Below are 22,829 nucleotides of genomic sequence, written 5' to 3' on the forward strand. Positions count from 1 at the left end.
CTCGGGTCAACGTCCCCACAGGGCGTGATGTGCGCGCGGCCAGAATTCGAAGCCGGCGGTCGCGACGCCGCCCGTGCCGATCACCACGATCGCCGCGTCGACGCTGGTGCGCCCTTCACGCGCCCAGTAGACGTCCTCGAGATCCAGCAACAGTGCCAGCTCGTCGATGATCAGCGCGGAAGCGGCGCCGTATGAGGTGGCCACCACCGGGTGGCGGCGGGCCCGCTCGGTTCCTCGCAATGCCACCAATCCCACCGCGGCGAGCATCGCGATGCCGATGTTGTAGTGGTGAAAATGCCTGCCCCCCAGCCTGAATCCACCACCGGTGGGTCCGTGTCCGGCGCGGATCCAATGCGTGAGCACCCGTGTGACCCCGAAAGTCGTCGTGAACGCCGCCCACGCCCATACCGCCGACCGCTCGCCGGGGCCCAGTGTCTCCGTCCACGCCCGCCGCACCTCGCGGACCCGATGCTGCGCGGTAGCCAGGGCGCGGCGCGACTCTCGATCGGTCATCACCCCATCGTCGTCCGGCCCGACATTCACCACGCGTTATTCAGCAAATTTCGAGATAACCGGATGCATGCGCCTCGTCCGCGTTGCGGGTGGCGCGTGCGGTCATCGGGCGCTCCACCCGCCGTCCATGGAATAGCTGGCGCCGGTCACCGACCGGGCCGAATCGGTGCACAGCCATCCGACCAGGGAGGCGACCTCGTCGGGCTCGATCAGATGTTTCACCGCGGATTCGCTCAGCAAGATCCGCTGCTCGACGTCCTGTTCGGGAATGCCGTGCGCCAGGGCCTGTTCGGCGATCTGCCGGTCGACCAGTGGAGTTCGCACGTATCCCGGACTGACGCAGTTGCTGGTCACGCCGTGTTCGGCGCCTTCGAGCGCGGTGACTTTGGACAGGCCTTCCAGAGCGTGTTTGGCGGTCACATAGGCGGATTTGTAGGGCGAGGCGCGCAGGCCGTGGACGGAGGAGATGTTGATGATGCGCCCGTAGCCGCGCTCGTACATCTGCGGCAGCGCGGCACGGATGAGCAGGAACGGAGCCTCGACCATCAGGGTCAGCATGGTGCGGAATCGCCGGAGCGGGAAGTCGGGAATCGGGTGGACCGTTTGCACGCCGGCGTTGTTGATCAGAATGTCGCAGTCCAGTCGCAGTGAGTCGAGTGCGTCGACATCGCAGAGATCGACTTCCCAGGCGGTTCCGCCGATCTCGTCGGCGACCCGCCTCGCGCCGGCGCCGTCGATGTCGGCCACGGTGACCGAGATGTTCGCGGCGGCCAATTCGCGGGCGCAGGCCGCGCCGATACCACTGGCGGCACCGGTCACCAGCGCCGAACGCCCGCGACCGGCGGGGTCGGCCACAGCAGGGGTCGAGGTACGCACGCGGCACTCACTTTCGGCCCGGACGGCAGCGTCGGGACCACCGAAACGATGACCATCGGGCCCGGTTCGACGGGCCCGGCAGACGAATACGATCGAAAAGAGTATTCGTGCACATCGACCGGCGAATCAATGGCGAGTTCCGCACCCCAGATCTGCATGTATGCAGATCTGGGGTCAGGTACCGCTGGATCCTGTCGCGTTCGAGCCCAGCATCCGGTCGCGCTGTTCGGCGACGGTGGCCCGGAGGGCTTGCAGGACGGCGGAAACCTCCGGACGGCGAAGGGTTTCGGCGCGGGCGACGAGCCAGTAGGTGAGGCGTACGTCGGCCTTGTCGGGCAGGACCCGGACGAGGTCGGAGTGCCGGTCCGCCATGAAGCACGGCAGCAGCCCCAGTCCGGCCGACGCCCGGGTTGCCTCGACGTGGACGAAAACGTTGGTGGAGGTGACCGATTCGCGCATCGTGGGCGCGAAGCTGGAGGCCAGGTCCAAATCGTCGACCTGCAACATCGAGTCGATGAAGTACACCAGCGAGTAGTTCGTCAGATCATCGAGTGTCCGTGGGATGCCGTGTGCCGCAAGGTAATCTCGGGAACCGTAAAGGCCCAGGCAGTAGTCGCCCAGGGGGATGGCCTCGGCGCGCCGCACATTCGGCCGTCCGACCACGACCTCGATATCGAGCCCGGACCGCTGGATGGACGCCCTGCGCGTGGTCGCGATGATCTCGACGGCGATCTTCGGGTGACGGCGTTGTACACGTGCGGCCGACGGGGCGGCGATGTAGGCGCTGAACCCGTCTGTCGCCGAAAGCCGTACCACCCCTTCGAGAATGCGGTCGCCGTCCGCGTCGGCGGACAGGGACCGGACCGCCGAGTCCACCGCTTCCGCCGCGGCGAGCGCCTCGCGGCCCAACTCGGTGAGCTCCCATCCACCGGCTACCCGGGTCAGCACGCGGCCCCCGAGCGTCTGTTCGAGGGCGGCGATCCGGCGCGAGATCGTGGTGTGGTTGAGGCCGAGTTCCTCTGCGGCGCTGACGAACCGCCCCGATCGGGCGACCGCCAGCAGCACCAACAGGTCGTCCGCACTGGGACGCCGGCTCACTGGACCATCGGGCATATCTGCATCATCGCAGAACCGGACTGCGCAACTGGGCATTGCTCCCCGCGAATATCTGCGCCAATACTCATTCGTCACGAAAGGTGTGTTGGTCGTCACACGGCCGATGTTGCGGTTATGAAGGAGCAATGCGATGAGGGTACGCAACACGCCGCCGGGCGGTGTCGCCACGGGCACGGTCGCCGGTGGGCTGCGGCGGGTGGGGGCCGCGTCGATGGCCGGCACCGTCGTGGAGTGGTACGAATTCTTCCTGTACGGCACGGCCGCGACGCTGGTGTTCGGCAAGGTGTTCTTCGCCGCGGGCGGTAGCGATCTCGACGGCGTGCTGGACGCGTTCATCACCTATGCGGTGGGGTTCGCGGCGCGGCCCTTGGGCGGCATCGTGTTCGGGCATTACGGCGATAAATTCGGTCGCAAGAAATTGCTGCAGACGAGTCTGCTTCTGGTGGGCCTGTCCACCTTCGGGATGGGGTGTCTGCCCACGTTCCACCAGGCCGGATACTGGGCGCCGGCCCTGCTCGTCGCGCTGCGGTTCGTGCAGGGTTTCGCGGTCGGTGGGGAATGGGGCGGGGCGGTTCTGCTCGTGGCCGAGCACAGTCCGAGTCGCGGCCGGGGCTTCTGGGCCAGCTGGCCGCAGGCCGGAGTGCCGGCGGGCAACATGCTCGCGACCGTGGTGTTGCTGGTGCTGACTTCGACCCTGTCCGACGCGGCGTTTCTGAGTTGGGGCTGGCGCGTGGCGTTCTGGTTGTCGGCGTTGATCGTGCTGATCGGCTACTACGTGCGCACGAAGGTCACCGACGCGCCGATTTTCCTTGCGGCGCAGCAGGAAGCGGAGCGGGCGAAGGCGGCCTCCTACAGTGTGGTCGAGGTGTTGCGCGGGTATCCGCGCGGAGTGTTCACCGCCATGGGACTGCGGTTCGGCGAGAACGTGATGTACTACCTGGTCGTCACCTTCTCCATCACCTATCTGAAAGTGCACGTCAAGGCGGACACCCAGGTGATCCTGTGGTGGCTGTTGGCCGCGCACGCGGTGCACTTCGTGATCATCCCGCAGGTCGGTCGGCTCAGCGACTGCATCGGGCGGCGCCCGGTCTATCTGATCGGCGCGCTGGCGACGGCGACGTGGGGATTCTTCGCCTTCCCGATGATGGACAGCGGCCACGACGCGGTCATCATGTCCGCCATCGTCGTCGGACTGGTGTTCCACGCGTTCATGTACGCTCCGCAGCCGCGAGATGTTCCCCACTCGGATGCGGTATTCCGGTGTGTCACTGGGCTATCAGGCGACCTCGATCGTCGCCGGGTCGCTCGCGCCGATCATCGCGGTACGTCTGCTGCACAGCTACGGATCATCGGTGCCGATCGCCTGGTATCTCGCCGGTGCGGCGGCGATCACGCTGGTGGCTGTCGCGTTCACCCGGGAAACCCGCGGCCTCGACCTGCGATCGATCGACGAGGCGGATGCGTTGCGGCCGACTGCGGCCGAGCGGCAGCACGCATGATCGCCGGAAAATCGACGGTAGAAGAACGCGCGGTCACTTCTTGGTGATGGTTCGCACCCGCTGCTCGGCTGTGGTGTAGCTGATCGAGCACGTTTCCGGGTCCAACGGCTGATGGTCGTATGCCTGGCGGGTGGGCACGGATATCGATAGGTCGTGCTCAAAAGCCGCGGATACGAGAGAAATTCATGTGTTCTCTATCAAACTGTCGCGAGCTGTGGCACACTTTGTGATAGTTGAACCAGTGCACTTCTATCACCTCGAACCGCTCGATCGATTCGGGGAGAGAAGTCGGAATGTCCGTCCAGAAGGCAGAACCGAGAGCAACTTGGTTCGGCATCGTCAGCTTTCGGAGGAACAGATCGTGACCATCGCCCCGCACGAATCCGGCCGTCCCCCAACGGGTCTCGCGCCCGAGCCGGAGCTGACCGTCGACGGTGAACCGGTCGAGCTCATCTCACCCGACTCGCTGACCGCCGAGATGGTGGGGCACTGGACCTACCTGATCCTGGAGGCGGCCGCATTCCTGATGCAGGGCATGCATCCGGTCATCGCCGATGTCACCGGCGAGTATTCGATCGCGCGGACCGACCCGGGCGGGCGCGCCATCCGTTCGGTGGACTCCGTGCTGCGCTGGACCTACGGCGGGATCGAGGCCGTCGAGGAAGGGCGGCGGCTGCGGTCGCTGCATCAGCCGTTGACCATGCGCAACGCCGAGGGTAAACACATCAGCGCCCTCGATCCGGGTGCATACCAGTGGGTGATCGCCACCGCGTACATCACCACCGTCAACGCCGGACCGCTGCTGATCGGCCGTGAATTCACCGACGCCGAACAGCAGGAGTTGCTGCGCGACAATTGCCGTCTCGCCCGCCTGCTACGCGTGCCGATGAAGGGCTACCCGATCACCCGGGAGGAGTTCGACGACTATTTCACCCGGATGATCGATACGACATTGCAGGCGAGCCCGGACGTGCTGGAGTCGGTCGGCCAGCTACGCAGCGGCCGGCCCCAGCCCGAAGCCCTGGAAAAGGTGCCGGCCCTGCTGCGTCCGCTGGTGGCGCTCACCGCGCGCCCGGCCCTGCGGATGACGTATCTGGCGATGATCGCCGCCATGGACCCGCGGGTGCGCGCGATGCTCGGCGTCGAGCCGAGCGCACGCGAAAAGGCCCAGGTGCGTTTGATTTTCGGTGCTGTGCGGACCGCCTACCGAATCCTGCCCGACCGGCTCACCTACTTCCCCCTCGCGTATCACGCTCGCAAACACCACGAATGCATTCAGGCGATGAAGCGCCGGGAGGACAAGTCGGCCGCCTACCGGGTCCGCCCGAAACAAGCGCTGCGTCCGGCCGCGACCACATCGAATCCGAAGTGAACGCAACGACGGTCGCCGAGTGACCGACCGGCGACCACGCGGCTACCGCGAGCACAGTCGTGACCATGCCGTCCAGCTCGACGCCGCGACCCTTCGCGCACGAGGTTCGGGCCGGTGCGGCAGCCGTCCACGCTCGTGCCCGCGCTGACCAGCGGCAGGCGCGCGGTTCAGCTCGCCGACGCCCGGTAGGCGGTGATGTCGAACGTCGCGTTCTGCCGGCGGAACGACGTCGCGGAATCCGGCCACAGCAGTGTGAGGCGGCCGGTGCGCTCGTCGCGGTACCAGTTCGTGCAGCCGCCGCGGGTCCAGACGGTGTCGCGGGCCAACTCGTCGATCAGCCGGGTGGAGGATTGCACCGCCTCGGGAGTGACTTCCAGGACCGTATCGGTGGTGGAGGCCAGATGGTCCAGAGCGCCCAGGACGTAGTCGATCTGCGTCTCGATGACGTAGATCGCCGAATTGTGCCCCAGTGCGGCGTTCGGCCCGTCCAGGACGTACATGTTCGGGAAACCGTCGACGGTCGTGGAGGCGTGCGCGACCATGCCGTCGCTCCACCGCTCGGCCAGCGGCAATGCCCCACGGCCCAGGATCTGCTGGGCGATCGGCAGCCGCGTGGTGTCGAAACCCGTTGCGAACACGAGTATCTCGGGATCGTAGACGTTTCCGCTCGCGGCCTGGACGCCCTCGCTGGTCACCCGCACCAGTTCGGTCGGCTCGAGCCGGACGTGCTCGAGTTGCAGGGTGGCGTAGTAGTCGTCGGAGAACAGGATTCGCTTGCAGCCGATCTCGTAGTCGGGTGTCAGCGCCCGGCGCAGCTCCGGGTCGCGCACCTGGCTCGACAGGTGGTCCAGCGCTCGCTGCTGCAGCAGGTCGATCTCGGGATGACGTCGTTTGCGGGCGGGGATGCTGCGTTCGGCCTCGGCGAACAACTCGTCCCGCAGTGTCGTGATGGCGGCGGGATCGGCGGCGAACTGAAGCATTTCCTCGTGGCTGTACAGGCGGTCGCCGCGCGGGAGGACGTAGGGCGCCGAACGTTGGAAGACCACGACCTCGCTGGCCTCGCCGGCCAGCCGCGGCAGGATCTGGATCGCCGAGGCGCCGGTACCCACCAGCCCGACCCGCTTGCCGACCAGCGACACCCGCGGATTCCAGCGTGCGGAATGCCAACGCCTGCCGCGGAATTCGCGCAGATTCCGCACCTCCGGAATTTTCGGTTCGGTGAGTCGTCCGGTGGCCACGACCAGGCTGGCGGCCGAGAAGCTGCCACGACTGGTGTGCACGATCCACCGGCCGTCGGACTCGCGCCAATGCGCTTGGCGCAGGGTGCAATTCAGCAGCAGATGCGGTTCCAGGCCCTCCTGCCGCACGCAGGATCGCAGATATTCGTGAATCTCCGCGCCCTCGGCGAAGATTCGCTTCCAGCGCGGATTCGGCAGGAAGGAGAACGAGTACAGATGGGCCGGAATATCGCATGCCACACCGGGATAGCGATTGTCCCGCCAGGTGCCGCCGACATCGTCGGCCTGCTCGATGATCACGAACGATTCGCGCCCGCGCCGGGCCAGCTGCGCGCCCATGCCGATTCCCGCGAAACCGGCGCCGACGATGAGCACGTCGATGGGGGTGAGTTCAGACATCGGCGTATCCGGTGGTGCGCTGCTTGGCGGTCCGGCCCAGGGCGGCGGCCGCCCGTTCGACCTCGCGTGCGGTCAGGGTCAGCCCCGCCTCGGCGAAGGAATCGGGTGCCAGGCGTCCGTCCAGCAGCAGGCCGCCGAGGTCGTTGGCCCCGCCGCGCAGTAGCGCGATCGACGCGTCGAATCCGAATTTCGGCCAGGCGGCCTGGATATTCGCGATCCGGCCGTGCAGCGCCAGGCGCGCCACGGCATGTACCGCGCGTGTCTGCCGCCAGGATGGGCCGGGCAGCGAACCGATGCCGGGTGACACCGGGCCGGGGGTGAAGGGCATCGCGATGAATTCGCTGAAACCGCCGGTGCGGTCCTGGATCTCGGCGATGAGCCGCAGATGGGCGACCTGTTGTGCGGGCGTCTCGATGTGGCCGTAGACCATCGTGGAGGTGGAGAACAGGCCCGCGCGGTGCGCGGTCTCGATCGCCTCCGTCCAGCTGCTCACCGGCAGGTCCGGGGCGCCGAGCAGGCGAGCGCGCACCTCATCGTCGAGGATGCGCGCGGCCGTGCCGGGGACCGAGCCGAGGCCGGCTTCGCGGGCCGCGGCCAGGAAGTCGGCCAGCGGCATCTGCCGTCGCGCGGCGCCGTCGAGCAGTTCGGGTACGCGCAACGCGTGCAGGTGGATCGGCCCGGCCTCGGCGATGGCGGCGATCAACGCCAGATAGTCGTCATCGCTGTCGGCCGGAAGCGGCCCCTGCATGCAGATCTCGGTCGCGCCGAGCTCGCGCGCCTCGGCCACCAGGGCGGCGAGGCGGGAGCGGGCGGCGGCGCCGGTGCCGGATACCGCCGCGGTGTCCAGGTTGCGATTCACCGCGTAGGTCAGGATGTCACCGGTGGCCTGGTGACGTAGTAGATCGGCCACTCGACACAGTTCGTCCAGTTCCGGCCCGTCGGCGCCCAGCAGCGCGATATATCCCTCGTCGGGCAGGGCAGCCGGGGCGCCGGACGCCTCGTCGAGCCACTTGCGCACCAAGCCCGCATCGGGCAAACCGGATCCGGCGACAACAACATCACCCACGAGCCCAACCATACCGCCGCGCGCCGACATGCCTCGGGCCGTAGCCGGCGAGACGCTGTACCGGCTCTTCGTCCACCGGCTCCGTCGCGGGGAAGGATCTCGTCATGACCACGAGTGCGACGGTTATCGGACGGCATCCGCGCCGGACCGTTCCGGTCCGCCGCGAACGGTCCCGAGATCATGCCGCGCGGACCCGGTGCGCACGGCTCCGCGCCACAGGCCGCGATCTCCGGTGGTGATGGCCACGATGGCGGTGGACCGGCCGCAGACCCGGGGCGCCGACGGAACCGATCCCGACCCTGTATGCCCGGGAAGCATGCGAAAGTAACTGCGCCACAGTGCATTCCGGTCAAACGCAGTCCCCGCTGCGCGCCCGTGCCGCGACCCGGGTTGGATGCGGTTGTGCACGCGCCCACCGTCGCCGCGCCGGACTGGCTCGCACGCGAGCGGCAACCGGACAGTGATCCGCGTACCGGCCGGTCGTCAGGTGAACTTCCAAGGTGCGCAACGGTTCCGGTCAGGGCGTGGAAACGGTCCGGTCACGAGCGCGAGGCGAGCGCCGGGTGGCCGGTAGGCATCGACTCGGGGTCGGTATGCCGAATATGTTGGGCTACTTGCCCGCATGGGGTATATCTGCGGTGGGTACAACCGCTTGGTAAAGATTCGACCTGACAAGGAGTTCGCCGTGGCCGACGGCCCGATCGATCTGCGCACCGATGTAGCGCATCCCGCCCGGATGTACGACTACTTCCTCGGCGGCAAGGATTTCTACGACGCCGACCGGGCCGCGGCGGAGCAGGCGCTACAGGATTTCCCGGCGGTCCGGGTGACCGCTCGCACCAATCGCGATTTCATGCGGCATGCCACGCGTTTCCTGGTCGGCCTAGGCGTGCGGCAGTTCCTCGACATCGGTACGGGCATCCCGACCGAGCCCAATCTGCATCAGGTCGCCCAGGAGGGCGCGCCGGACGCGCGGGTGGTGTACGTGGACAACGATCCGATCGTGTTGGCGCACGCGCGGGCGCTGCTGGTGAGCAGCGAGGAGGGCCGCACCGCCTACGTCCAGGCCGATGCCGCTGATCCGGCCGCGATTCTGGCCGCCCCCGAGCTGACCGAGACGCTGGATCTGACTCAGCCGGTGGCGGTCTCGCTGATGGCGCTGCTGCACTTCGTGCCGGGCGACGTCTATGAGATCGTCAAGGCGCTGATGGCACCGCTCGCCCCGGGCTCGTATCTCGCGATGTCCCATGTAACAACGGATTTCGACAACGGGCCGGACGATCCGGACGGGATGATGCGGCTGCTTCAGGTCTATATCGACCGCGGCATTCCGGTACGCCCGCGCAGCCGCGCCGAGGTGTCCCGCTTCTTCGACGGCCTGGAACTGCTCGAGCCCGGCGTCGAGGTGATCCATCGCTGGCGTAACGACGGCATCGAGCACCCGCCGAGCCACGACAAGCAGGTTTCGCTGTGGGGCGCGATCGGCCGCAAGGCCTGAGCGGTATCGCCACCTTGCCCTGACCGGCTGGTGGCGATCAGTCCGGCGCCTGCAGCATCGGCACCAGAAAGCGCTGGGCCAGGCTGGTGAGCTGGGCGTCGTCGTCCAGGTCGAGGAGCCGGCTGGGGATGGCCAGGAAGGATGCGCAGACGCGCACCATCAGTTCGGCGACCATATCGGTGTCGACCGCCGGGCCGATATTGCCCGCGCCTTGTTCGCGGCGCAGCTGACCGGCGACGAACTGGCGGACCGCGGCCACGGTGCGGCCCTCGTCGCGCATCAGAATGCTGACCAGCAGGTCCGGGTCGGTGGCCAGCAGGCCGCCGATGAGCGGATTGCTGCGAATTGCCCGCAGCGAGCTGACGAAGCCCATCACCACGCGGTCGCTGACGGTGTGCGCCTGGCGGATATCCAGCAGGAATTGGTCGAAATAGCGCCGGAATTCCCGCAGGATCACCTGTTCGACCAGGGTGTCCTTGGTGGCGAAGCGGCGGTAGACGGTGATCCGCGAGACCTCGGCGCGGCGGGCGACGTCCTCCATGGTCGAGCGCTGGATGCCCATCCGGCAGAACTGTTCGTAGGCCGAATCCAATAGGCGCAAACGGATTTCGTCCACCTCGTCGACCTGCTCGAGCGCCTCGATGTAGGCGCGGGCGATCAGCCGCTCCGCGCCCGAGGCCGTTCGCGATCCCGCATCTGCCACGATCTCCTCCTACCCGCGCGATCTCCGCACACGATGAAACGACAAGAGTGAGACGACAAGATATGTGACGTATGCCGACGGTGCTCGTCGAGTGGTACCGAGATACGACGTTCGATTCAGCGTATCACCCGGTTTGCCCGACTCGGTGCGAGAGAATATGCCGGAGCGGCGCGGACCGCGGCGGTGATCGCCGGATTGCGGGGAAGGCGACCCGCGATCAGCCGATGTCGAGCTGTTCGAGTTCGCGGCGCAGCAGTTTGCCGGTGGCGTTGCGCGGCAGTTCCTCGACGAAGATCACCTCGCGCGGCACCTTGTGCCTGGCCAGATGGGTTTTGACGTAGGTCATCATCACCTGCGCGTCGCCGCGTGCCCCGGGGGCGGGGACGACGAATGCGCGCAGCCGCTTGCCGAAATCGTGGTCGTCCACGGCAACGACTGCGGCCTCGAGTACGTCGGCCCGGTCGACGAGCAGATTCTCGACCTCGAGCGGATAGACGTTCTCGCCGCCGGAGACGATCATGTCGTCCTCGCGGCCGTCGATGAAAAGCCTTCCGGCGGAATCGAAATGGCCCAGGTCGCCGCTGCAGAGCAGACCGTCGACGATCTCCTTGTGCCTGCCGTCGGTATAGCCGGAGAAGCTCAGGCCGCTGGAGACGAAGATCGTGCCGATCACACCCGGTTCGGTGACGAGGCGACGTTGCGCGTCGTAGATCGCGACCCGGCATCCCACCGGCGGACGCCCGACGGTTCCGGGAGCCAGGCGCATGTCCTCGGGAGTGGCCACCGCGGCGACCGCGACCTCCGTGGAGGCGTAGAGGTTGTACAGGACCTCGCCGAAGATCTGTTCGGTGCGCCGGCTCAGGTCGGGAGACAGCGAGGATCCGGCGGCGAAGACGACGCGCAGTGTGGAGGTGTCGTATCGGGACAGCACCTCCTCGCCGAGATCGACGATCCGCTGCAACATGGTCGGTACCAGAACCAGCGCCGCCGCACCGTATTTCGCGATATCGGCGAGCGTGCGCTCGGCGTCGAAGCGCCGCTGCCGACAGACGATCGCATTGCCCAGCGCCCAGCCGAGCGTCAGCTGGGACAGGCCCGTGCCGTGGAACGTCGGCGCGGCCATGATCATGACCGAATCGCGCGGCAGCGGGATCCGATCGAGGAATTGCGCGGACTGCAGGGGTGAAACCTTGTCGCGCGGGGCGCCTTTGGGTGTTCCGGTGGTCCCGCTGGTGAGAATGACGATGCCGCCCGGACGTTTCGGTGCCCGCATCGCGCCGGTGGGATGCGCCTCGATCAGGGCGTCGACCGTGCTGATCTCACCGGGTGCGGCGTCCGGATCCTCGACCCAGGTGAGGAATCGGGGGACGGCGTCGGGGACGTCGTCGAGCAGGCCCAGGAATTCCTCGTCGAGCAGGATCGCGCCGACATTCTCACGGTCGGCGACCGCGGCGAGTTGCGGACCGCCGAATCCGGTGTTCATCAACACGATTCGCACACCGATCTTACCGGCGGCGAGCAGCGACAGCATCATGCCGCGATGGTCGCGGCACAGCAACGCGGCGACGGTTCCCGGGGCGATGCCGGATGCGGCCAGGCCGCGGGCCAGCGCGTCGGACTGCTCGTCGAGTTGGTCGAAGGTGAGTGTGCCGCGCTCGTCGATCAGCGCGTCCGATGCGCCGCGGGTGCGCCGGGCGTGCCGCAGTACGGTGACGAAGGGACCGTAGATGTCCGAGTCATGCATCGTCCGTATCAGTTCGATCGGGTGCTGGGGCTCGATGACGCCGCGCCTGAAAAGCACCGACAAGGCCGCGAACGGTTCCGTGATCGCCTTCGCCGCTGCTCGCAAAGAGCTCGATGGTGCACTCACTTACCACTCCTGATCGATCGTCGGCATGAGTGAATTCACCTATTGGATCAGTATATTACTGACGCTACCGCATTGTGCGGGCCGCAACAGGTGAATAAGAATGGTGAGTAACATACAACATTCGGTGCCGGGGTGCGAAGACGGCCTCGGGCGCATTGTCAGCCGACATCGGCGCTGACATGATGTTGTGAAAAGCGTCTCATCGACTCGTGGAGTACCCATGTCCCTTCCCGCTCGCTTCCTGCGCCGGCACGGTCCGGCAGCCGATTCACCGGCCGATCGGACCCGGTTCATGGCCGGTCCCGCGGCGCTGCTCGGTGGCCCGGCGAACGTGATCATGCAATTGGGTCTGCCGCCGGTGGGCCGGGGCGTGATCGAGAGCAAGGTCGACAGCGGCCGCTTCGATCTGCACCCGCGCAAACGCGGCCGCACGACCCTGACCTACCTGGCTGTGGCGATGCTCGGCACCGAGGAGGATCGCGCGATCTACCGCGCGGCGGTGAACACCTCGCACCGCCAGGTCCGCTCCGATGCGGCCAGTCCGGTGTCCTACAACGCTTTCGACCCCGAACTGCAGCTCTGGGTGGCCGCATGCCTGTATCGCGGCACGGTGGATTCGCTGATCTTCCTCTACGGCGGTATCGACGACGAATCCGCCGACGAGCTCTATCGCGAGGCCGCGCGGTTCGGCACCACGCTGCAGGTGCGCCCGCAGATGTGGCCGCCGGATCGGGCCGCGTTCGCGGAGTACTGGGATACGCACGTGCGCGCGATGTCCTTCGACGACGAGGTGCGCCGGTATCTGCTCGAGCAGGTCGTCGATCTCGGACCCTATACGGTTCTCGAGCGGACCCTGCTCCGGCGGGTCAACCGGTTCTTCACCACGGGCTATCTGCCCCAGCAGTTCCGGGACGAGCTGGGGCTGGGCTGGGGCCCGGGCAGACAGCGGGCTTTCGAACTGGTGATGCGGACGATCGGCGCGGTCTGCACCGTCCTGCCCGAGCGCTTCCGGTTGTACCCGTTCGAGACGTATCTGCGCGAGATGCGAGCGCGGCACGCTCAGGGCAAACCGCTCGTCTAGCAGGAAAATTCGGTTCCTCCGCTTGTGATGGCAGACACAGTGTGCTGATATGGAGATACGCAGATGCAGACTTTGTATCTCTGTATCAGTGACTCGACGAAGAGGAACGTGGCATGGATGGACTCGGACTCAACAGACGTGACGCGTTGCGCGTGGGCGGCGGCTTCGTGGGAGCCGCGGGCGCACTCGCGCTAGGGGCGCGAACGGCCAGGGCGCAACCCTGGACCTGGTCGCCCAGTGGGTCGATCCTCGGCAGTGGTCAGGGGGCGGACCCGATGACGGTGTGGGACTCCGAGGCCGATCCGGTCGTGGCCGATATCATGGACAACGGCGATGTGCACCAGGTCAATCGGCTGTTGGCGACCTGGATCAAGAACGACCAGCCCATTCCCGCCGGACTGCCGAAGAATCTGGCCGACTTCATGGAGTACGCGCGGCAACTGCCGTCGTGGGCCGATCAGGGCAAGCTGGCCAGTTCATTTCAGTTCCAGCAGAAGCGTGGAACCTATCTCGGTGTGCTCTACGCGTTCGCCAGCGGCATGATGTCGAACGTCATCCCGCACGAGGCGCTCGCGGTGTACTACTCCCGCGGTGGATCGCACCTCAAGGAACGGATCGCCAAGACCGCGAAATTCGGCTACGACATCGGTGCGGTCAACGCCTACGGTCCCGGCGGGGAAATGATCGTGACCTGCGTCAAGACCAGGATCATCCATGCCGCCGTGCGGCATTTGCTGCCGACCGCACCGGTCTGGCCCAAGGGGCACGTCCCGATCAGCCAGGACGATCTGATGGTCACCTGGCACAGCCTGGGCACCACCATCATGCGGGTCCTGACCTCATGGAAGATTCCCATTCCGGCCGACGAATCGATTGGCTACCTGCACAGTTGGCAGTTGGCGGGTCATCTGCTCGGCATCCGGGACGAATACATCCCGGTGTCGTGGGACCAGGCCAACGCCCAGGCCGCGCAGGTGCTGGACCCGATCCTCGAGCCCACGCCGGAGGGCCGATGGCTGGCCAACGAGCTGTTGAATCTGGGCGCGGACCTGGATCTGACCCTGCTCAGCAGGGGAATCCTGGGCGCGTTCACCCGATACATCCTGGGCGACAAGATCGCCGATGAGCTGTACATCGCGCGTGAACCGGTCTGGGGACCGCTGCTGCAGTTCAGCTGGGGTCCGTTCCTGGCCGTGCGGGAGGGCATCGTCGGCGCCGTGCCGCCGGCCAAGGATGCCTACTGGATGTTCGACGAGTTCCTGCGCCAGTTCGCGATGTGGTACCTGTCCGAACTCCGGATGCCGCTGAGTATCGAGATCCCGCAAACCAACCGATGAGAAACGATCCGCCCGGAGCGGTGAACCGGTTCGGGCGGATTCGAAATACCAAGCAGCGCACGGGGTTCGACGTCATCGTCGCCTCGTGCCGGTGCACCCTGCCAGTGGCGACCGCCGGGCCCGCGCGGCTCGCGGCCGAGGCTCTGGAGAAGGACTCTGGAGAAGGACACAGCCATGAACAACAGTCCGAATCTGCGGCGCATCCGCCGAGTCGCGGCCGGGATCTCCGTTGCCGCGAGTCTTGCGGTCGCCGGACTGACCGTCGAAACCGCCTGGGAGGAAGGCGCTTTCAATCCGAGATCCACCGAGGCGGCCGGGATCTCGCGGACGGCGCCGTTCATCGCTCCGGCGACGGTCGCGTTGGCGAATACTGTTGTCCCGCAACAGCTGAGCCAGTCCTCGACCGTCGGCGAGCAGACCGCGCCGCCGTCCTGGACGCCGACACCGCCGGTCCGGAACACACATCGGCCGCCGCATGCGACGACGGCCGGGTCATGACCCGCGCGCGGGCGGCCGTCAGCGCGTCGACGACGTTGTCCGCCATCGGAACCACCGTCGTGATCGTGTGCACCGACGCCCGCGAACTCGCCTTCGCGACCCGGCTGGTCCGCGCTCGGCTGGACGAACTCGACCGGGCCGCCTCGCGGTTCCGGCGCGATTCGGAACTATGGCGGATCAACGTGCGCAGTGCGGAATCGGCGCGCACCGGCGAGTGTGCCCGGTTGCGGATTCCGGTCGGCTGGACCCTCGGTTCGTGTCTGCGCGCGGCGATGCACGTCGAACGATCGACCGATGGCCTGGTGTGCGCCTCGCTCGGTGCGATGCTGGCGGCGTGCGGTTACGACGACGACCTGGATGCGGTCCGCGCTCGCGGCGCGACGGGCACACCGGGCCCGGCCGCGGTCGATCCGGGACCCTGGGCGACGGCGACCTTCGACGAGGAGCGTTGGCAGGTCGTCGTCCCGGCGGGGACGATGCTCGATCTCGGGGCGAGCGCCAAGGCGTGGGCGGCCGATGCGCTGGCCGCGGAGTTGGCCGCGCGCTATTCGGGCGGATTCCTGGTCAACCTGGGCGGTGACATCGCGTGCGCGGGCACGCCGCCGCCGGGCGGATGGGCTGTGGGAGTGCAGGATTGGGAAGGCGGTGTACAGCAGGTGGTCCGCTCGACCGGGCAGGCCTTCGCCACCTCCTCGACTCGGCTGCGCACCTGGACGCATCGGGGCAGCGTGCAGCATCACATCATCGATCCGCGCACCGGGCGACCGGCGCGCACCCGGTGGGCCCAGGTGACCTGTGCCGGTCCGGACGCGGTACAGGCGAACGCCGCTTCGACCGCCGCGATCGTCCTGGACGACCAGGCGCCGCAGTGGTTGACCGAACGTGGCGTTCCGGCAAGGCTTTCCACCGGTGAGCACGAGATCGTGACGACGCCGGGGTGGCCCGCACCGGCCCGGCGGGTGCGGCGGTGGGCGTCATGACCAGTCCGTGGCTGTGGTATCTGTCGCGAGCGGCCGGTGTGATCGCCCTCATTCTGCTCACACTCGTGGTCCTGCTGGGGATGCTGACCACCGCGCGTCCGCGCCCGCACAGCGCGGTGACGGCCGTGGCGATGGGGGTGCACCGCACGCTCGCACTCGGCACGGTCGTATTTCTCGCGGTGCACATCCTGACCGCGATCACGGACACCTATGTACATCTGGGCTGGGCGTCCGCGATCGTGCCGTTCGCCTCGGGCTATCGTCGCGAGTGGGTGGCGTTGGGCGCCATCGCATTCGACATCGTCCTCACCCTGAACCTGACCTCGCTGCTGCGGCATCGGTTGCCGGTGCGGGCGTGGCGGGCGGTGCACTATCTGTCCTACGCGATGGCGCCCATCGCGGTCGTGCATGCGCTGACCACGGCCGCTCCCGACAATCCGGTGCTGCTCGGGGTCGCCGCCACCTGCGCCGCGGCCATGTCGGCCGTCGCGGCATGGCGCTGGCTCGGACGCAATCCCGACACCCGCCGCCGCGCGGAGATCGCCGCACAGGAGTGGTCATGAGCGCACTGTCCGAACTACTGCTCGATGCCGGACTCACCGGGCGAGGCGGCGCGGGGTTTTCCACCGGCGTGAAACTCGAACTGGCCGAACGGCACAACGCCGAATTGATCGTCAACGCCTGCGACGGCGAACTCGATTCGGAGAAGGACGCCTGGGTGATCGCCCATCATCTGCCCGAGGTGCTGGAAGGGGCGCGGCATCTCACGCGCAGGCATATCAGGATTGCGGCGCACCGGGATTCGGCCACCCTCGCGGTGTTGCGGGCCGCGCGGGTGGACACCGTGGTCGCGCCGCGCCGGTACGTCTCGTCGGAGGAGTCGGCGCTGACCCGGCTGGCGTACGGCGGCCCGGCGCGACCACTCATGCGCTCGGAGCCCGTCGCCGCGGGCAGCCGCGATCCGCACGGCCGGCGGTTGCCGCCGACGCTCGTGCTGAATGCCGAAACCGTGTGGCGCGTACAGCAGATCATCGAGAACGGCCCGGAGTGGTTCCGCTCGTACGGGACCGCGCAGGAGCCGGGACCGCAGCTGATCACACTCGCCAACGGGGTGGGCTCGCCCGGTGTTCACCCGGTCGAGGCGGGGCTGCCGCTGCACGAGATCCTCGATCGCGCAGGGGGACTCACCGCGCCGATGCGGGCGGTGTGGCTCGGCGGGCTCGGCGGCGGATTCCTGTCCGCCGCCGATGCCGAGGACGCCCTGTGGTCGCGGGAGAGTTTGGCGCGGTATGGGATTCGCCCCGCCGTCGCGACTCTGCGGATCATCGAGTCCGGGACCGACCCGTGGGCCGGTCTGCTGGAGGTTCTGGCCTACGCGGTCGGGGAATCGGCCGGGCAGTGCGGGCCGTGCATGTTCGGTTTGCCCGGAGTGTTCGAGGATCTGACCAGTGCCCTGCGCCCGCGCCCGCCCGTCGGCGCGGCCGATCGCCTCGCCCGCAGGCTCGCGCAGGTGACCGGCCGGGGTGCGTGCGGTTTTCCCGACGGGATCGCCGGATTCCTCACCTCGGCGCTCGAGGTGTTCGGCACCGCTTCGCAACCCGCCGGAAGATCGCTGCCCACCACCTCCACAGGACGCCCCCATGTCACCGATGAACCGCCTCCTCGGCACCGCCGCACCCTCGGATTCGAGCGTTCTCGCCGTCGATCGCATCGCCTGCACCGGGCACGGGATTTGCGCCCACATTCTTTCCGGCGCAATCGATCTCGATGACTGGGGTTATCCGATCCTCCGCACCGCCGCCCCCGATCCGGGGCTCGCCGCGGAGGCGATCAAACTCTGCCCGTCCCGCGCGCTGCGCTGGCAGCGGCGATGAATTCCGCGCCGATCGGCGCGGCAACGTAGTGAACAGATTCCGGCCGACAGCAGGCCGCGAAGACAAGGAGTGAACGATGGACATCTGGGTCGCGATTCAGAACCTGCTCAACCAATTGGACCTGGGGTCCGCCGGAATCGGCAGCGCCGCACCGATGACGTTCACGGGTTCTCGAAACCTGGAGTGAGCGCGCAAGTTTCGGACCGGATGTCATTGTCCGGTCCGAAACCGGGCCCGGAGGCACCCGAACCGCCTGTGCCGCTGCGCGTGTCGGGTGGTGTCGTATTTGCCGGGCCCGCGGTGCGCTGCCCATCGGCGAACGAGTCGTCGGATGTTCCGGAAACATCGACGAGGAGTCGAGAGGGGGATCGGTGGGCGGCGTCCTCTGCGTGAAGAAGTCCGTGGTGATCGATTACGAGGCAGCCGGACGCAGGCCCGCGAGCAGTTCGAGCATCGTGCGGCCCATGGTATTTCGTGCTTCCCGCGCGTCCTCGGCGCGGGCGATGGTGAGAGCGGCGGCGGTCAGCGCGCCATACAGGGCGGTGCCGAGGGCATCGACGTCGGCGGTGACGATCGATCGGTCCGCACGAAGGGCCGTCAGGGCTGCGGTCAGCACACCTTCGACGTGGCGTTCGCCGTGTTCCCACCACTGCACGAAGCCCAGTGCGGTGGGGCCGTCACGGAAACAGATCTGCTGGTAGTCCGGATCGAGGCAACGGTCCAGGAAGGCGTCCAGGCCCGCGAGTGCGGCATCCCAAGGGGAGTTCGCCGAACTCGCGGTGGTGGCGATGGCGGCCACGGTTCGTTCATCGACGAGTTCGAGGACTGCGCCGAACAGCGCCTGTTTATTCGTGAAGTGGTGGTATACAGCGCCTTTCGTGACGCGGGCGAGGACGGCGACCTGATCCAGCGAGGTTTTCGCGTAGCCTTGGCCGGCGAAGAGCTTCGCCGCGTTCTCGACGAGCGCTCGCCTGGTCTCGGCGGCGTTCTCTTCCCGGCGGGACATCACGCGTGGGTCCATACTCTGAGTATGTAACATTCCTGCTGGTAATCACATACTTGTTCCTCGCATACTGACGTCGGGCTGAATCCGACGATCGAGAGGAACTTCACGATGGCTGTACGACAGATACCGTGGACCGACATCGGCCACTTGCCGCAGCTCACGCGGCATAGCCTCGAGCGGCATCGGTCCGTCGGAGCCCGGGCGCCCGATTTCACGCTGACCTTGGGCTGGCGGCCGGGTTCGGCGGCGAGTGTGCCCGGACCGTACATGTTCAGCCTCACCCAGTTCAGTCCGTCCCGGATCACGGACATACCGGCGATCTGGTTCGCCGCGACGAGCTTGGCCACCCAGCTCGTCCGGCTCGAGCACGCGGTCGGCGTGACGACCTACATCCGCCCGGCCCGCGCCCGGCAGACCGGATCGTTGTCGGTCTGGGCCGACCCCGCCGGACTGGGGGCGTTCATGCAGCTGCCCGACCACACCGAGATCATGAACAAATACCGATCCCGCGGCCTCCCGGTCCGATCCGCGACCTGGTGGTCCGGCGATCTCGACCCGGACGTCGCGGTCCTGTACGGCCTTCGTCTCCTCGACACCCACGATACGCAGCGCGTCACGTTGGACCGTGGGTGAGATGCGGTGCGTCACTTTCGATGTCATGGACAGGCCGGACGTGGGGAGCCATCGGGCCGGGGGTGAGGTCGACCCTCGTCCCCGAGGGTGACGACGATGAAGCGGGGGCGGTAGATGCTCGCTTGCCGGTATACCGCGCTGCCGGGGGCGGTGTTCAGGCTGTTGACGTTGTAGGAGACCACAAGGCTTGTGGGAGTGGATAATTCGGTATGGAGGTGCGGGTTGTAGGCGTAGACCGCGGGGTCGTGATAGGAGCCTGAAACGCCCGCTTCGGGTGCGATGTACAGCGTGCTCGCCGCACCGAACGGGCCCATCGGTGTAGGCCCGTAGCGCGCGGTGAGTCGATTGCCGAGTGCGCCGTCCTGCATGGTGACCAACTGGTACACGCCCGAGCTGAGCCGATGGACCGAGAATTCGGCGGAGACGCGGCCGGTGATCCGCGCCGAATCGGTTTCCGAATTCGACCAGCTGTGGCCGGTCCAGTACGAGAAACGTTGCCGCAGATCGGTTCCCGCGATGCGTGCGATGTGCAGGTATTTACCGTCCGCGACCTGTTCGATGCCGTAGATGTACGTCCACGCGCCCTGCGGCTGTACCCACTGCCCCCACTGGATTCCGCGTGCGCGGGGCCACGGCGTGATCGATGCGGGTTCATGCAGGTTGCCGGGGTCGAGGCGGGCCAGTGCCGAGCCGACGAATGTGACATCGAGCGCCTCCGGCCCGGCCGTACGCCATTCGGTGAGCGGAATCTGCAGCGCGCCATCGAGGTACGTCGCCGCGCCCAGCCAGTACCAGTGCGCTGGATCGGGTGGGGACAGCAGTGAATCCGGTTGCGCCACGGTACCTCCCACGATAGTGGACAGGTTTCCGCGGGCATCACGCAGGACGAGGGAATTGTGCACGAATCCGGCGTCCGCGGGACGTGCGGGCGGGGTGATCGGCGGCAGGAACGTATCGGAGAAAGCGAACACCTCCCGGCCGCCGGGCAGCGCTGCCGACCAGGTCGAATCCCCGCCGGTCCAGCCGCGGCCCGCGTCGCCGTAGGCGGTGAGGGAATCGTCGAGGCAGACGAGTGGTCGCGCGCCGACCAGCACCGGCGCGATTTCGGGGCGAGCCGGCCAGGACACGAACACGCCGAGTCCCGCGGCCGTGACGATGAGGAGGACGAGTAGTCGAGCCACTGTCGCCGTGCGCGGCCCAACCGGCATGTGTCCGGACGCGGTCACGGGGCCGGAACCGGGGACGTCAGCCGGCCGCACCGGAGTTCCGGCCGGGTGGGAGGTTGCCAGTGCCCGCCGGCCGAAATTACGGTGTCGGTGAACACAGTTCACTTCCTCCCGAATCGAGGCCGAAGTTTGTCGAAACCAGTGGCGAGACTACGGCTGTGCGGGTTCCCCCGCCACACCGCGGCGGCCCTGTCGTGAGCGCGGTGTCCGGGCGGCGGACCTTCGACCTCGATGACGTCCGTATCCATGCGCTCACCTGGGGTGATCCCGGTGCGCCGCTGGTCCTGTGCCTGCACGGCTATCCGGACACGGCGTGGACGTGGCGGCATCTGGCGCCGCGGCTGGCGGGGGAGGGGTACTACGTTCTCGCACCGTTCACCCGTGGCTACGGGCCGTCCACGATCCCCCGCACCGGCGATCTCTCGGTGGGCGCACTCGTCGCCGACGCGTTGGATCTGGCCTCGCTCGCGGGCTCGGCGGATGCGGTTCTGATCGGCCACGACTGGGGCGCGATCACCGCCAACACCATTGCGGCGATGCGTGATTCGCCGTTCCGCCGGATCGTCGCGCTGGCAGTGCCGCCGCTGGGCTCGCTCACCCCCGAACGCGGCCGGCGCGCCGCGCAGCTTCCGCAGATCCTGCTGCAGTCCGTGAACAGCTGGTACATCATGGTCAATCAGCTGCCGGTGTTGCCGGAGAAGGTGTTCGAGCGGATGACCGCATTCCTGTGGCGGACCTGGTCGCCGGGTTACGACGCGAGCGAGGATCTGCGGTACCTGGCCGAATCCGTACAGGACTCGGCGCAACGCAGCGCGGTCATCGGCTATTATCGGAGTTTCGTTCGGCCGCACCGCCTCTCGGATCGGCACGCCGCCTTCCAGAATTACGTGATGGCCGCACCGCGGCAGCCGACCCTGCAACTGCACGGGCTTTCCGACGGATGTCTGCGACCGCAGTTGTTCGATATCGCCCGGGGCAGGCTGGCGAGCGGCAGCCGCACCGTCCCGGTATCCGGAGCGGGGCACTTCCTGCACCTCGAACAACCCGTGCTGGTGGGCGACCTGATCGCCGAGTACATCGGCGCGGCGGGGACGTAGCAGTCGGAGATACGGCCGTTCGTTGCTGGAAGGTTCAACCGGATTCATCACGAGTTCGGTTGCCGGTGCGATCGTGAATATCGTGGCCATGCCCGAGCGGACTCATGGGGCCGGATACGCCGAAATCACCCCGGCCTACCGGCTATTGGACATCGTCCAGAGTACGGCGCTGGCGCGCGCCGAACGGCGCCTGTGTTGTGAGTTCACGATTCTGTTCGAGGCCAATACGATTCACGAATATCTCTTCGACTCCTACGCCGAACTCGGGACGCAGGCCTCGGTGAAGTTGTATCTGCCGGTGCTGGCCGAGCGTTTCGCCCGACAGCGGCTGTACGCGCGGGCCCGCGTCGAGGGACGAATCGAACACGCGATTCCGGTGGTGCTGTTCCTGTGCACGTTCAACGCCGGACGTTCACAGATGGCGCTGGGCTTCTTCGAACGCTACGCGCGGGGACGCGCACTGGCCTGGTCCGGCGGAGCCGAGCCGAGCGGCGGTCTGAACGTCGCGGCCGTCGCGGCCATGGCCGAGGCGGGCATCGATATCTCCCACGAATTCCCCAAGCGCTGGACCGATGAGATCATCCGCGCCGCCGACGTCATCGTGACCATGGGCTGCGGGGATATGTGCCCGCTGGTGCCGGGCATCCGGTACGAGGACTGGATCGTGGACGATCCGGCCGGGCTGTCGGTCGCCGAGGTGCTCCCGATTCGCGACGAGATCGGCCGCCGCGTGCGCGATCTGCTGTCGAGGCTGGATCTTCACGTAGCCTGATCGGCACTGTCGCCACCGGATTCGAGTTCGGCGACTCGCTCGTGCAACCGGCTGCGGATCTGATCCGGTGTGTAGGACCGTCGTTTGCGTTCGGCCCGGACGATCACCACTCCCGTGGCGGCGACGCCCGCCGCCCCCGCCAAACCGAGTACCTTCCACCAGCGCATGTGCCTAG

At 67.3% G+C, this 22,829-nt stretch carries 22 protein-coding genes and 1 pseudogene; 13 read left to right on the forward strand and 10 right to left on the reverse strand.

Annotated features, from left to right (window positions below; translation table 11 throughout):
- Positions 1-6: 6 nt before the first annotated feature.
- The 3 genes from NV1_RS36270 to NV1_RS36285 all read right to left on the reverse strand — a co-directional run bounded on the left by NV1_RS36270 (position 7) and on the right by NV1_RS36285 (position 2,502).
- Positions 7-513, reverse strand: a complete 507-nt coding sequence (locus NV1_RS36270; RefSeq protein WP_067902399.1) for a hypothetical protein — start codon at positions 511-513, stop codon at positions 7-9.
- A 102-nt stretch (positions 514-615) separates the two neighbouring features.
- A complete protein-coding gene (locus tag NV1_RS36275; RefSeq protein ID WP_245714101.1) occupies positions 616-1,389 on the reverse strand; it encodes a 3-hydroxybutyrate dehydrogenase in 774 nt (257 codons plus the stop codon).
- Positions 1,390-1,563: 174 nt separating this feature from the next.
- Complete coding sequence (locus NV1_RS36285) at positions 1,564-2,502, reverse strand: LysR family transcriptional regulator (protein ID WP_157117605.1); 939 nt, start codon at positions 2,500-2,502, stop codon at positions 1,564-1,566.
- A 133-nt stretch (positions 2,503-2,635) separates the two neighbouring features.
- Between NV1_RS36285 and NV1_RS36290 the strand changes: the two are divergent.
- Positions 2,636-4,004, forward strand: a pseudogene (locus NV1_RS36290) (MFS transporter).
- Positions 4,005-4,365: 361 nt separating this feature from the next.
- Positions 4,366-5,376, forward strand: coding sequence for an oxygenase MpaB family protein (locus tag NV1_RS36295; protein ID WP_373864696.1), 1,011 nt, complete (start codon positions 4,366-4,368; stop codon positions 5,374-5,376).
- Positions 5,377-5,543: 167 nt separating this feature from the next.
- Here NV1_RS36295 and NV1_RS36300 read toward each other — a convergent pair whose 3' ends face one another.
- Both NV1_RS36300 and NV1_RS36305 read right to left on the reverse strand, forming a co-directional pair.
- Positions 5,544-7,013 carry a flavin-containing monooxygenase gene (locus NV1_RS36300; RefSeq protein ID WP_067902280.1) on the reverse strand — a complete coding sequence of 490 codons (1,470 nt, stop codon included), beginning with the start codon at positions 7,011-7,013 and terminating at the stop codon, positions 5,544-5,546.
- Positions 7,006-8,079: an FO synthase gene (locus NV1_RS36305; RefSeq protein WP_218027318.1), complete on the reverse strand. Its 1,074-nt coding sequence runs from the start codon at positions 8,077-8,079 to the stop codon at positions 7,006-7,008. The genes NV1_RS36300 and NV1_RS36305 overlap by 8 nt, the downstream gene beginning before the upstream one ends.
- A gap of 685 nt (positions 8,080-8,764) precedes the next feature.
- Between NV1_RS36305 and NV1_RS36315 the strand changes: the two genes are divergently transcribed.
- Positions 8,765-9,577 carry an SAM-dependent methyltransferase gene (locus NV1_RS36315; protein WP_245714102.1) on the forward strand — a complete coding sequence of 271 codons (813 nt, stop codon included), beginning with the start codon at positions 8,765-8,767 and terminating at the stop codon, positions 9,575-9,577.
- 37 nt (positions 9,578-9,614) lie between these two features.
- On the opposite strand, the gene NV1_RS36320 is transcribed toward NV1_RS36315, so the two are convergent.
- Positions 9,615-10,280, reverse strand: coding sequence for a TetR/AcrR family transcriptional regulator (locus NV1_RS36320; RefSeq protein WP_067902284.1), 666 nt, complete (start codon positions 10,278-10,280; stop codon positions 9,615-9,617).
- A gap of 217 nt (positions 10,281-10,497) precedes the next feature.
- Positions 10,498-12,024: an acyl-CoA synthetase gene (locus NV1_RS36325; RefSeq protein WP_218027319.1), complete on the reverse strand. Its 1,527-nt coding sequence runs from the start codon at positions 12,022-12,024 to the stop codon at positions 10,498-10,500.
- A gap of 346 nt (positions 12,025-12,370) precedes the next feature.
- Between NV1_RS36325 and NV1_RS36330 the strand changes: the two genes are divergently transcribed.
- From NV1_RS36330 to NV1_RS46130, 7 genes are all read left to right on the forward strand, one after another.
- Positions 12,371-13,231 carry an oxygenase MpaB family protein gene (locus tag NV1_RS36330; RefSeq protein ID WP_067902287.1) on the forward strand — a complete coding sequence of 287 codons (861 nt, stop codon included), beginning with the start codon at positions 12,371-12,373 and terminating at the stop codon, positions 13,229-13,231.
- Positions 13,232-13,344: 113 nt separating this feature from the next.
- On the forward strand, positions 13,345-14,568 hold the full coding sequence (locus tag NV1_RS36335; RefSeq protein WP_067902288.1) for an oxygenase MpaB family protein: 1,224 nt from the start codon (positions 13,345-13,347) through the stop codon (positions 14,566-14,568).
- A 174-nt stretch (positions 14,569-14,742) separates the two neighbouring features.
- The gene (locus tag NV1_RS36340) at positions 14,743-15,066 is read left to right on the forward strand and encodes a hypothetical protein (protein WP_067902290.1); all 324 of its coding nucleotides are present in this window, start codon (positions 14,743-14,745) and stop codon (positions 15,064-15,066) included.
- A complete protein-coding gene (locus NV1_RS36345; protein WP_067902292.1) occupies positions 15,063-16,046 on the forward strand; it encodes an FAD:protein FMN transferase in 984 nt (327 codons plus the stop codon). Before NV1_RS36340 ends, NV1_RS36345 begins: the two co-directional genes overlap by 4 nt.
- Complete coding sequence (locus NV1_RS36350) at positions 16,043-16,609, forward strand: ferric reductase-like transmembrane domain-containing protein (protein ID WP_067902410.1); 567 nt, start codon at positions 16,043-16,045, stop codon at positions 16,607-16,609. Before NV1_RS36345 ends, NV1_RS36350 begins: the two co-directional genes overlap by 4 nt.
- Complete coding sequence (locus tag NV1_RS36355; RefSeq protein ID WP_067902295.1) at positions 16,606-17,817, forward strand: NADH-ubiquinone oxidoreductase-F iron-sulfur binding region domain-containing protein; 1,212 nt, start codon at positions 16,606-16,608, stop codon at positions 17,815-17,817. The genes NV1_RS36350 and NV1_RS36355 overlap by 4 nt, the downstream gene beginning before the upstream one ends.
- Positions 17,804-17,920, forward strand: a complete 117-nt coding sequence (locus NV1_RS46130) for a hypothetical protein (RefSeq protein WP_245714108.1) — start codon at positions 17,804-17,806, stop codon at positions 17,918-17,920. The genes NV1_RS36355 and NV1_RS46130 overlap by 14 nt, the downstream gene beginning before the upstream one ends.
- Positions 17,921-18,332: 412 nt before the next feature.
- Here the strand turns inward: NV1_RS46130 and NV1_RS36360 are convergent, their stop codons facing one another.
- The gene (locus tag NV1_RS36360; protein WP_067902297.1) at positions 18,333-18,941 is read right to left on the reverse strand and encodes a TetR/AcrR family transcriptional regulator; all 609 of its coding nucleotides are present in this window, start codon (positions 18,939-18,941) and stop codon (positions 18,333-18,335) included.
- A 93-nt stretch (positions 18,942-19,034) separates the two neighbouring features.
- Here NV1_RS36360 and NV1_RS36365 point away from each other — a divergent pair, with 93 nt between their 5' ends.
- Positions 19,035-19,559: a hypothetical protein gene (locus NV1_RS36365; RefSeq protein WP_067902300.1), complete on the forward strand. Its 525-nt coding sequence runs from the start codon at positions 19,035-19,037 to the stop codon at positions 19,557-19,559.
- A 23-nt stretch (positions 19,560-19,582) separates the two neighbouring features.
- On the opposite strand, the gene NV1_RS36370 is transcribed toward NV1_RS36365, so the two are convergent.
- The gene (locus NV1_RS36370) at positions 19,583-20,785 is read right to left on the reverse strand and encodes a DUF5005 domain-containing protein (protein ID WP_157117606.1); all 1,203 of its coding nucleotides are present in this window, start codon (positions 20,783-20,785) and stop codon (positions 19,583-19,585) included.
- A 194-nt stretch (positions 20,786-20,979) separates the two neighbouring features.
- On the opposite strand from NV1_RS36370, the gene NV1_RS36375 reads away from it, so the two are divergent.
- A complete protein-coding gene (locus tag NV1_RS36375; RefSeq protein ID WP_067902415.1) occupies positions 20,980-21,882 on the forward strand; it encodes an alpha/beta fold hydrolase in 903 nt (300 codons plus the stop codon).
- 88 nt (positions 21,883-21,970) lie between these two features.
- Positions 21,971-22,654 carry an arsenate reductase/protein-tyrosine-phosphatase family protein gene (locus NV1_RS36380; RefSeq protein ID WP_067902418.1) on the forward strand — a complete coding sequence of 228 codons (684 nt, stop codon included), beginning with the start codon at positions 21,971-21,973 and terminating at the stop codon, positions 22,652-22,654.
- On the opposite strand, the gene NV1_RS36385 is transcribed toward NV1_RS36380, so the two are convergent.
- Entirely contained in the window at positions 22,642-22,821 is a 180-nt protein-coding gene (locus tag NV1_RS36385; protein ID WP_067902302.1) for a hypothetical protein, read from the reverse strand. The genes NV1_RS36380 and NV1_RS36385 overlap by 13 nt on opposite strands.
- Positions 22,822-22,829: the final 8 nt, after the last annotated feature.

The sequence above is a fragment of the Nocardia vaccinii NBRC 15922 genome (assembly GCF_001613305.1).
In the GTDB taxonomy this organism is placed as follows: domain Bacteria; phylum Actinomycetota; class Actinomycetes; order Mycobacteriales; family Mycobacteriaceae; genus Nocardia; species Nocardia vaccinii.

Bases quoted from the DNA above. Each gene is read 5' to 3' on its own strand.
- NV1_RS36270 (WP_067902399.1), bottom strand. From the start codon at position 513: ATGACCGATCGAGAGTCGCGCCGCGCCCTGGCTACCGCGCAGCATCGG.
- NV1_RS36285 (WP_157117605.1), bottom strand. From the start codon at position 2,502: ATGCCCGATGGTCCAGTGAGCCGGCGTCCCAGTGCGGACGACCTGTTG.
- NV1_RS36300 (WP_067902280.1), bottom strand. From the start codon at position 7,013: ATGTCTGAACTCACCCCCATCGACGTGCTCATCGTCGGCGCCGGTTTC.
- NV1_RS36325 (WP_218027319.1), bottom strand. From the start codon at position 12,024: ATGCATGACTCGGACATCTACGGTCCCTTCGTCACCGTACTGCGGCAC.
- NV1_RS36330 (WP_067902287.1), top strand. From the start codon at position 12,371: ATGTCCCTTCCCGCTCGCTTCCTGCGCCGGCACGGTCCGGCAGCCGAT.
- NV1_RS36335 (WP_067902288.1), top strand. From the start codon at position 13,345: ATGGATGGACTCGGACTCAACAGACGTGACGCGTTGCGCGTGGGCGGC.
- NV1_RS36340 (WP_067902290.1), top strand. From the start codon at position 14,743: ATGAACAACAGTCCGAATCTGCGGCGCATCCGCCGAGTCGCGGCCGGG.
- NV1_RS36345 (WP_067902292.1), top strand. From the start codon at position 15,063: ATGACCCGCGCGCGGGCGGCCGTCAGCGCGTCGACGACGTTGTCCGCC.
- NV1_RS36350 (WP_067902410.1), top strand. From the start codon at position 16,043: ATGACCAGTCCGTGGCTGTGGTATCTGTCGCGAGCGGCCGGTGTGATC.
- NV1_RS36355 (WP_067902295.1), top strand. From the start codon at position 16,606: ATGAGCGCACTGTCCGAACTACTGCTCGATGCCGGACTCACCGGGCGA.
- NV1_RS36360 (WP_067902297.1), bottom strand. From the start codon at position 18,941: ATGGACCCACGCGTGATGTCCCGCCGGGAAGAGAACGCCGCCGAGACC.
- NV1_RS36365 (WP_067902300.1), top strand. From the start codon at position 19,035: ATGGCTGTACGACAGATACCGTGGACCGACATCGGCCACTTGCCGCAG.
- NV1_RS36380 (WP_067902418.1), top strand. From the start codon at position 21,971: ATGCCCGAGCGGACTCATGGGGCCGGATACGCCGAAATCACCCCGGCC.
- NV1_RS36385 (WP_067902302.1), bottom strand. From the start codon at position 22,821: ATGCGCTGGTGGAAGGTACTCGGTTTGGCGGGGGCGGCGGGCGTCGCC.